8 protein-coding genes are annotated in these 9688 nt (G+C 44.8%); 6 read left to right on the forward strand and 2 right to left on the reverse strand.

The window, feature by feature from the left end; translation table 11 throughout:
- Positions 1-286: 286 nt before the first annotated feature.
- Positions 287-463: a hypothetical protein gene (locus BCU12_RS23215; RefSeq protein WP_157939864.1), complete on the reverse strand. Its 177-nt coding sequence runs from the start codon at positions 461-463 to the stop codon at positions 287-289.
- A gap of 764 nt (positions 464-1227) precedes the next feature.
- On the opposite strand from BCU12_RS23215, the gene BCU12_RS07930 reads away from it, so the two are divergent.
- The 5 genes from BCU12_RS07930 (at position 1228) to BCU12_RS07950 (ending at position 7771) form a co-directional block, all read left to right on the forward strand.
- Positions 1228-2943, forward strand: coding sequence for an ABC transporter ATP-binding protein (locus BCU12_RS07930; RefSeq protein WP_102403799.1), 1716 nt, complete (start codon positions 1228-1230; stop codon positions 2941-2943).
- A gap of 148 nt (positions 2944-3091) precedes the next feature.
- Complete coding sequence (locus BCU12_RS07935; protein ID WP_102403800.1) at positions 3092-4642, forward strand: ABC transporter substrate-binding protein; 1551 nt, start codon at positions 3092-3094, stop codon at positions 4640-4642.
- A gap of 171 nt (positions 4643-4813) precedes the next feature.
- The gene (locus BCU12_RS07940) at positions 4814-5791 is read left to right on the forward strand and encodes an ABC transporter permease (RefSeq protein WP_102403801.1); all 978 of its coding nucleotides are present in this window, start codon (positions 4814-4816) and stop codon (positions 5789-5791) included.
- 2 nt (positions 5792-5793) lie between these two features.
- On the forward strand, positions 5794-6732 hold the full coding sequence (locus tag BCU12_RS07945; RefSeq protein ID WP_102403802.1) for an ABC transporter permease: 939 nt from the start codon (positions 5794-5796) through the stop codon (positions 6730-6732).
- Positions 6733-6853: 121 nt separating this feature from the next.
- Positions 6854-7771 carry an SPOR domain-containing protein gene (locus BCU12_RS07950; protein WP_102403803.1) on the forward strand — a complete coding sequence of 306 codons (918 nt, stop codon included), beginning with the start codon at positions 6854-6856 and terminating at the stop codon, positions 7769-7771.
- A 106-nt stretch (positions 7772-7877) separates the two neighbouring features.
- Here the strand turns inward: BCU12_RS07950 and BCU12_RS07955 are convergent, their stop codons facing one another.
- Positions 7878-8654 (reverse strand): chromosome partitioning protein ParA, encoded by a 777-nt coding sequence (locus tag BCU12_RS07955; protein ID WP_102403804.1) that lies wholly within the window; start codon positions 8652-8654, stop codon positions 7878-7880.
- Between the two features lie 102 nt (positions 8655-8756).
- Between BCU12_RS07955 and BCU12_RS07960 the strand changes: the two genes are divergently transcribed.
- Positions 8757-9650, forward strand: a complete 894-nt coding sequence (locus BCU12_RS07960; RefSeq protein ID WP_102403805.1) for a response regulator — start codon at positions 8757-8759, stop codon at positions 9648-9650.
- Positions 9651-9688: the final 38 nt, after the last annotated feature.

Genomic DNA, 9688 nt, shown 5'->3' on the forward strand with positions numbered 1-9688 from the left:
GTTTGGGACCAGAGGGTCGGGGGTTCGAATCCCTCTTCACCGACCACCTTAAGAAGCCTCAGTCGAAAGACTGGGGCTTTTTTACGTCTGTACATTTCATTCTTCCTCAATCCTCCCCTATGAGCTGGTGTTTTTATTTTCCCGAGTAAAGTCAGTGGTTTGATGGCTATTCTGCACTGAGGTGTATCATTCTCAGACTATTATTAGCGCTGTCACCGGGTGTGAGGTTCAGCACTGAGCCACCTTGTGTAATTCCTTCTTTTTTCTAGTCTGTTTTCTTATTGTCCTAAATGTTTTTAACCGTGATTTTCTCTTCACTATTTTCTATAGAAAGCAGTACTTCACCCTTTCTGAACAACGAAAACCTGTTGTTCAATGTCAGCATGTCGTGTGAACTTCTCCAGTCTAATGGCTTTGGGTTTTTTACCTGACAGGCTTTCGGTGCTTTATTTACCTCTTTCATGATAAAGCAGAGCGGTTTGAGGTTGGGAAGCGGGGCAGATATTGTGGAAGTAGAACAGTAAAGAAGGAAATCAATGCTTCGCGAATGATCGGGCTAGAGGGGGCGCCTTTTACGCTGAGTTGCTCACTGATTAATATCTATTCGATTAATGAGATGGAGATTAAATAAAGCGGGGTTAACAAGCGCGATTTCTTTTTTGAGGCCTAATTGGTATTTTTGAACTCAGTCACATGCTCGTTTCAAATATAGGCTAACCTATATTCTCCTTAATAAAAGATACACACTTGCCATTAGTCTATTTACCTTTTAGGTATAGATGCTGCATTTGTGATATATGTCTAGTTTGTTATCCTGCTCTTATTCAATCCTGTAGTCGATGTTTCCGTTCTGTTAATTTTTTACTGTATATTTCGCTTGATAATTTATTCAATGTGGGGTTTTTATGATCTTCGGGTTTGATTAGTTCTTTTAGGTGATAGTGCTAGTGACAACCACATTGGTGCAACATGCACACAATTGGTAATACCAATATTTAATTCACTTATGTTGAATAAATATCCACAGGTATTGCTTTAAAAATGTTCGATATCGAGTTTTTATCCTCTATTTGTTGCTTTTCTGTGAGTTTTTTGCCAAATTGATGGCCTTATTAATTGTCAGAATAATCTACTGACAAGAATGGATTCAATATATACCAGTATGTTTGCGCACAATACTGGTATCAGACAGGGCAGAAAACTGTCAAAGCAGTAGAGGTCTGATAAATGTCGCTATTAGAAGTACAAAACCTTCGCATTGAGTACCCGTCTCGTCACGGCGTTCACGCTGCGGTTAAGTCACTCTCGTTCAGCATTGAACGTGGTGAGATCGTGGGCGTTGTAGGGGAATCAGGAGCGGGTAAGTCAACGGTAGGTAACGCTGTTATTGATCTACTTAGCCCTCCAGGTTTGATTGCAAGCGGAGATGTTTTTTTAGATGGAGAGAAGGTATCAGGCCTGTCTCCTGAAGAGATGAGAAAGGTTCGTGGATCCAAGATTGGTTTCATTTTCCAGGATCCGATGACGTCTCTAAACCCGTTATTTACGGTAGAGCAACAGCTGACCGAAACCATTCATGCCAATATGAAGGTTTCCGATGATGAAGCGTATGAACGTGCTTTGTCATTGATGAATCAGGTGGGCATTCCACAGCCTGAAAACCGTTTGAAACAATACCCGCACCAATTCTCTGGTGGTATGCGTCAGCGTGTGGTTATTGCAATCGCGCTTGCAGGTGAACCTGACCTTATCATTGCCGATGAACCAACCACGGCACTCGACGTTTCCATCCAAGACCAAATTCTGAGTCTGATTCGCGACCTGTGTATTGAGAAGAACGTAGGGTGTATGTTGGTTACGCACGATATGGGTGTGGTATCCAATGTCACTGATAGAGTTGCGGTTATGTACCGTGGTGATTTGGTTGAGTTTGGTCCAACAGAAAAAGTATTGGGTAACCCTGATCACTCTTACACGCGCAGCCTAATCTCTGCCGTTCCTCGTTCAGATGTGAAATTAGATCGTTTCCCATTGGTGAGCTACATCGAAGAAGCCCACGAAATGGAACCTCTCGATGTTAAAAATCACTGGCTAGGTCAAAGCCAAGATCACCGTGATTACACAGGGTCTTTGCTCAGCGTTGAAAACGTAAACCTGCGTTTCGTGACCAAAGATTCTTTGTTTGAAAGCCGTCGTGAGTTTGTCCAAGCGTCGAATAACGTCAGTTTTGATGTTGTCGAAGGGGAAACCTTTGGCTTGGTGGGCGAATCAGGCTCCGGTAAATCCACCATTGCTCGTGTTATTGCTGGTCTTTACGCGCCAAATTCAGGAAAAGTCTCGTTTGAAGGTATCGACCTTACGGCGATGAAATCAGAGAAAGAGCGTCGACCTCTTCGCCGTCAAATGCAAATGGTTTTCCAGAACCCTTATACGTCGATGAACCCGCGTATGAAAATCTTCGACATCATTGCAGAGCCTATTCGTTTTCATAAGCTGACGCGAAATGAGACGGAAACACGCCAGATCGTCAACGATCTACTTGATCACGTTGGTTTGGGGCAAATGTCTGGGGTGAAATACCCGCACGAGTTCTCGGGTGGTCAGCGTCAACGTATCTCCATTGCCCGTGCATTAGCAACAAGACCTCGTCTGCTCATTTGTGATGAGCCAACGTCGGCACTGGATGTCTCTGTTCAGGCTCAAATCTTGAACCTTCTAAAAGACTTACAAGATGAGTTGAATCTCACCATGCTGTTTATCAGTCATGACTTACCGGTCATTCGTCAGATGTGTGATCGTGTGGGTGTGATGCAGATGGGTAAACTTCTAGAAGTGGCGCCAACAGAGCAACTGTTTACCAACCCACAGCATGAATACAGCAAACAACTAATTTCATTAATGCCTGAGTTCTTGGGCTTAAGAGAAGAAGTAAAAACGGCATAAGTCGTTTCGAATTACTGACTGGTCTCTTTGGGCCAGTTGGTGTCGAAAACTGGGCGGCTTGGCAACAATAAGCACGCTTGGAATAAAAAGCAGAAGCAAACACAACAAAACAACTAGGGATTCGGATTCCCGCATAAGGAGTTATGCAATGAAAACCATGAAAAGCAAACTAGCGGTCGCATTGATGGCTGCAGGTCTTAGCTTTAGCGCAGCAGCAGCAGACATTAAAGTCGCATACGACGCAGATCCAGTATCACTTGACCCGCATGAGCAGTTGTCAGGCGGTACTATGCAAATGTCTCACATGGTGTTTGATCCATTAATTCGTTTCAATCAATCAATGGAGTTTGAACCTCGATTGGCAGAGTCTTGGGAGCGTGTAGATAACGAAACAATGCGTTTCAATCTACGTCAAGGCGTTAAATTCCACTCAGGAAATGAGCTAACCGCGGACGATGTTGTTTGGACTTTCGACCGTCTAAAGAACTCACCAGACTTCAAAGGTATTTTCAGCCCATTAGTTGCACTTAACAAGGTTGATAAGTACACCGTAGAAATCAAAACAGACGACACTTACCCTTTGATTGAGAACGTTGCTACCTACATCTTCCCGATGGACAGCAAGTTCTACTCAGGCACGACAGCTGAAGGTCAAGACAAGTCAGAAGTTGTGAAGCACGGTAACTCGTTTGCTTCTACTAATGTTTCAGGTACTGGTCCTTTCATCGTGACAGAGCGTGAGCAAGGCGTGCAGGTTGTATTTGAGCGTTTTGGTGACTACTGGGATAAAGACACAGGTAACGTTGACAAGCTAACGCTTGTGCCAATCAAAGAAGCAGCGACTCGTGTTGCGGCTCTTCTTTCTGGCGGCGTTGACATGATTGCTCCTGTTGCACCGAATGATTACAAGCGTATTGAAAGTGCAAACCAGATTGATTTGTACACGATGTCTGGTACTCGTGTTATCACATTGCAAATGAACCAAAACAGCAATGAAGCATTGAAAGACGTACGTGTTCGTCAAGCTATCGTTCATGCGATTAACAATGAAGGTATTGTTAAGAAAATCATGAAAGGTGCCGCGACAGCCGCAGCTCAACAAAGCCCGGTTGGTTATGCTGGTTACAACGAAGATTTGAAACCTCGTTACGACCTTGCAAAAGCGAAACAGCTAATGAAAGAAGCAGGCTATGAGAAAGGCTTTACACTTTCAATGATGGCGCCAAACAACCGTTACGTAAATGATGCGAAAATCGCGCAAGCGGCTTCAGCAATGTTGTCTAAGATTGGCATCAAGGTTGATCTGAAAACAATGCCAAAAGCACAATACTGGCCTGAATTCGATAAGTGTGCAGCAGATATGCTGATGATCGGTTGGCACCCAGATACGGAAGATTCCGCGAACTTTACTGAGTTCCTAGCGATGACACGTAACGCTGAGACAGGTAAAGGTCAGTACAACTGTGGTTACTACTCAAATGCTGAAATCGACGCTGCAATCAATGCGGCAAACGTAGAAACGGATCTAGCGAAGCGTGGAGCGATGCTTAAGCAAGTTGAAGCGACACTGTACGACGAAGCTGCGTTTGTTCCTCTACACTGGCAAGATCCATCATGGGCTGCGAAAAGCAACGTGAAGATTGGTCCAATCGTAAATGGCATGAACTTCCCTTACTTTGGCGACCTAGTTGTAGAGTAAGCGATTTAAGGCATCCTAAGCGCTGTTTGTCATTTGAAAATAGTGCTATGGATGCTGAGTAATTTTTGGCGCTTAGCTTTGTTTCAGTCGGCTAGGTGCCATTTTTAAGACTGGATTTTTATTTCTACTTATATTGAGTAGAAAGTCATGGATAGTTAAAAGGGGCAAGGAATGTTTTCGTTTCTGGTCAAGCGCCTGTTTCAGGCACTGATAGTGATGTTTGTGATCAGTTTGGTAGCGTTTTCCATTCAAGATAACTTGGGTGATCCGTTGCGTGAGCTTGTAGGTCAGTCGGTTTCAGAAGCAGAGCGTCAAGAGCTGCGTGATGAGCTAGGTCTGAATGATCCCTTCATTACAAAATACACTCGCTTTGTTGGCGCTGCCATGCAAGGTGATTTAGGTACGTCTTATTTCTTTAAGCGACCAGCCGTTGATGTCATCATGGACAAGCTGGTAGCCACATTAGAGCTCGTGTTTGGCGCATCGATTATTATCGTTGTCTGTTCCATTCCTCTGGGCGTCTATTCTGCAATACACCCAAAAAGCGTCTTTACGAAAGCGGTGATGGCATTCAGTAGTATCGGTATTTCGATCCCTGTCTTCCTGACGGCGATTATGTTGATGTACGTATTCTCGATTGAGCTAGGCTGGTTACCGTCTTATGGACGAGGAGAAACGGCGAATGTGCTTGGGTGGGAATCGGGTTTCTTCACGATTGATGGCTTACGTCACTTAGTGTTGCCGTGTATTGCGCTTGCATCAATTATGCTACCGCTCTTCATTCGATTAGTGCGTTCTGAAATGCTCGAGGTACTGAGCTCTGAGTACATCAAATTCGGTAAGGCAAAGGGCCTTGCACTGAACAAAATCTATTATCAACATGCGTTGAAAAACACCATGCTGCCTGTATTAACAGTCGGTGGTGTACAAATCGGTACTATGGTGGCTTACACCATTTTGACTGAGACTGTTTTTCAGTGGCCAGGCACCGGCTTCTTATTCTTAGAAGCGATTAACCGTGTGGATACGCCACTTATTACCGCTTACGTTATCTTTGTTGGTCTCATTTTCGTTGTCACCAATACCATTGTTGATTTGCTCTATGGCGTGATCAACCCAACAGTTAACTTAACGGGTAAAGGATCTTAATCATGAGTGAAGTAGCAGCAGCTCCAAGTCATTGGGAGCGTTTTAAAAATTCAGACATCGTTTATTACTTCTTGCGTGATAAGGTCGCGATGACCAGCTTTGCCATCTTCCTGATGTTCTTAGTCTTAGCATTGGCCGCCCCTATTTTGTCACCAACGGACCCTTACGATCTGTCATCGATTGATATCATGGACTCCGAGCTTCCTCCGTCATGGATGGAAGGCGGGGAGGAAGATTTCCTTCTCGGCACCGATGAGCAAGGTCGAGATATTTTATCGACCATTCTTTACGGTTCACGTCTATCACTGACGATTGGTTTCCTTGCGGTTGGCCTTCAGCTCACTCTGGGTATCATCATCGGTCTATCGGCGGGTTACTTTGGTGGCCGTATTGATAGCTTCTTGATGCGTTTTGCCGATGTTCAGCTGTCGTTTTCTACCATGATGGTGGCGATCATTGTCTCGGCGATTTTTAAAGCGAGCTTTGGCAGTGACTTCTACAGTCAATATGCGGTGGTGATGCTGGTGGTTATCATTGGTGTCGCGGAATGGCCTCAATACGCACGTACTATTCGTGCATCAGTATTAGCAGAGAAGAAGAAAGAGTATGTCGAAGCGGCACGTGTGATGGGCTTTAAAGCACCTCGCATCATGTTCCGTCATATTCTGCCGAACTGTCTATCGCCAATTTTGGTTATCTCAACGGTTCAGATTGCAAATGCGATCATGTCTGAAGCGGCTCTGTCGTTCCTAGGCTTAGGTCTACCTGTTGACCAACCGTCACTAGGCGCATTGATCAGCATTGGTTTTAACTACATCTTCTCTGGCGCGTGGTGGATTACCGCTTTCCCTGGCGTTGTATTGATTACGCTTGTACTCGTCATCAACCTACTGGGTGACTGGTTACGTGATGTATTCAACCCTAAGATCTACAAAGGGTGATCGAGCGAATTGATTTTTAATCAAAAATCTAACTAAACTAGAGCCGTAACGTATTACGGCTCTTTTTTTGCATTCATTTTTGTGAGCCAGTCACGGCGTGATGATTAAGGTTAAAGGAAGTATGGATACGAAGTTAGTGATCAGACCTAGAATGATCGGAATAAAGCTCCTCAGCATCACTGCAATGGCCTTTCCATTGCTTTTTCAATCTGCCTCTGCAGACGAATTTTTGTGCGACGCGACTCAAGCGTCGACCAATGAATTACCGGTTTTAGATACCTCATGTCCCATTGGTAAAGGGCTGTGGGGAAACCAGAAGCCAAGAGGCGAACAGTCTAGCTTTTGGATTCAATGTGGTGTCCTTTCCAAGCCTTTGTCATTGGCGAAAGCGAAATCCATCTATCAACACATTTCAACGGATGTGTGGTCAAAGCCAGAAAGCAGCGGCTACCGTTGTTTGATTGGGCCTTATGACGATTTTGCTCGCGCGCGTAAGGAGCTTGCCGCGGTTAAAACAGAACCTGTTTACAAAGAATCTTTTATTCGCGAAGTGGTGAAGGGTGCCAAGCCTGAAGTCAGTCAAGCTTCTCCAAAGAAACCATCGACGAGTAAACCTGCCATGGCTAAACCCGTGGCGAAGGAATCAATGGCCGTCGTTGCACCCGCTCTGCTTGCCCCTCCAGTGGAAGCGCCTGCGAGTGAGGAAGAAAAAGTCGTCGTTCGCTTGAAAGCAACCATTGAAGGGCTTGAGTATCGTTTACCTTACAGTAATTTAAATGACAGCCAGTTTTATATGGAACATGGGTTGCCTTGGAACCGAGTGAGCTACGAATCGGCAACCGATATCTGTCATTCTATGGGCATGCGATTGCCGGTAGAGAACGAATGGACGAAACTGCTTGAGTCTAACGTGATGAAAGGTGACAACTGGCCAATGCACTTACCTTATTGGGGTTTTGAGCGAAAAGGCATGTTCACTAGCGGCAAGATCAGTCAGTTGAAAGGTACCTCTCTACTCAACGTGCTGTGTGTTAAATAACGACTAATAGCCATCGAGTTTAGCTATCAAGGTTAGTCACCAAGGTTAGCTGTCGATGACTCAGTAAAGAGTAGCCTGTTGAAAAGTAGGGCATGTAAATCCTTTTCTAAGATGGCTTGTCGCTCTCCATTTCTTTGACCAAATCAAGGTATTTGTTCTCCACAAAGTCCTTTTCTTTGTTTAGATGCTGCATTTGCTGTTGAACTTGCTCGAGCTCTTGACGCATCGCATCCATATCTTCGCTACTGCCTCCTTGTTCTGCTTGCTGTTTGTATTCTTCAATGGTGTTGAGTAGCTGCTCTTTTTCAGTCTGATACTGTATGGCCAGATCTTGAAACCCACCCGCTTCGCTGATCTGAATGTACTCTTGTTCGAGTTTTTCGAAATCTTTCTCTAACGCGGCATTCTCTTCTCGCAGGCTATCCACCGTATCGGTTTGAGTGAAGAGTTTTTTTCTCGTGACCCTTAAACCTTTGACACTTTTATCGAGATCACCCTTGAGCTTACGGATGAGTTGGTGGGATTTATTCAATTTTAGGTTGAGGTCGTCGATGGACGCTTGTTCTTCAGGAGTAATGTGTTGCGCGGTTGAGCTACGAAGCATGGCCATTTGGCTCTCTAACGCCTGCTGCAGCTGAATCAAGTCGTTTAGAGTGTCATTATTCTCTGAGGTGTAATTGAGAGCATTATCAACCGATTGCTGGCACATTTGGAGTGTGTTCTTATCCATACCTGGGCTTTCTTTGGTAAAGCTACGAGCAAATTTTCGAAATTCACGGATGATGAGCAGCAGGATAATAAACCAGCCTGTCAGAACCAATAAGCCTAGGTCAATGGCGAGCATCCCTAGGATTTCTTCCGTCATTAGATCGGCTATCGACATATTTCTTACCTTTCAGCATTGCTTACTTAGCTTGTAAGTTTAGTTGTTATAAAAATTTGTGCCTATACTTTGAACAGGTTACGAACAATTAGTTGAGAACTTGTGAAGGTTTTAATCGTCGATGATAGCAAGGCAACGTTGGAGATAGTCCGACGAGCCCTTGAGACATTTCCTTATAAGCGTTTGTCGATCAACAAGGCAGACAGCGCTGCTGAAGCTTTGGTGCTCGTTGAAGAGTGGAAGCCTGATATTTTGTTGACGGACTGGCATATGCCGGGAATGTCAGGAATAGAGCTGATTGAGGTCATTTCCGAAATGAACCCGGATATTAAGACCGGCATGATCACCATGGTCGATGATGAGAAAATGCTCATGAAAGCCCAGAAAGCGGGCGCACTGTTTGTTCTCTCAAAACCTTTTGAAGATGCAGACCTGCATAAAATGCTAAGACCGCTCGTCACTACGATAGGCGATCAAGGTATGCTGGCCGAACCCACCGAGTATAAGGGTGACTTGGCCCTTCCTCAGGTGTCCAGCTTAGAAAAACACATGCAGCGAATTGTGGCTGATGACATGACCCTTTATATGATTCATCCGCAAGAGTTTGACGAGAGCAAGCTGCCGTGCCTCATGGCCATGTACGTGGATAGCGAAAACCAGAAACCCAAAACCATCGCTTTACTCGACCTCCAGGCGATCTGCCTATTCGCTAAGGGCAATAAAAAGCTCACTGAAAAGGATTTCCAGCACGCGATAAAGAGCCGAACCGTGAGCAAAGAGATACTCGATAGTTGCCATAAAACGATGACGGACACAGCGCTGGCCTTTCTTGATAATCGAACCAAGAAGAGTTTGCGTTTGAAGAGTGTCAGCTTGCTCCCTCACTCCTTTGAAAAGCTTGAAAAGCTATTCGCGAAAGGGCCAGAAGAGCGGGTCGATTTTTCTTGCCAGATAGGGGAGTCGGAACTGGGTAAAGTTACGCTGGTCGGGTATTAAGAATGATAAAATGGAGACTAAATAAAAAGGGTTTAAGT

Source organism: Vibrio sp. 10N.261.55.A7 (genome assembly GCF_002877365.1).
In the GTDB taxonomy this organism is placed as follows: domain Bacteria; phylum Pseudomonadota; class Gammaproteobacteria; order Enterobacterales; family Vibrionaceae; genus Vibrio.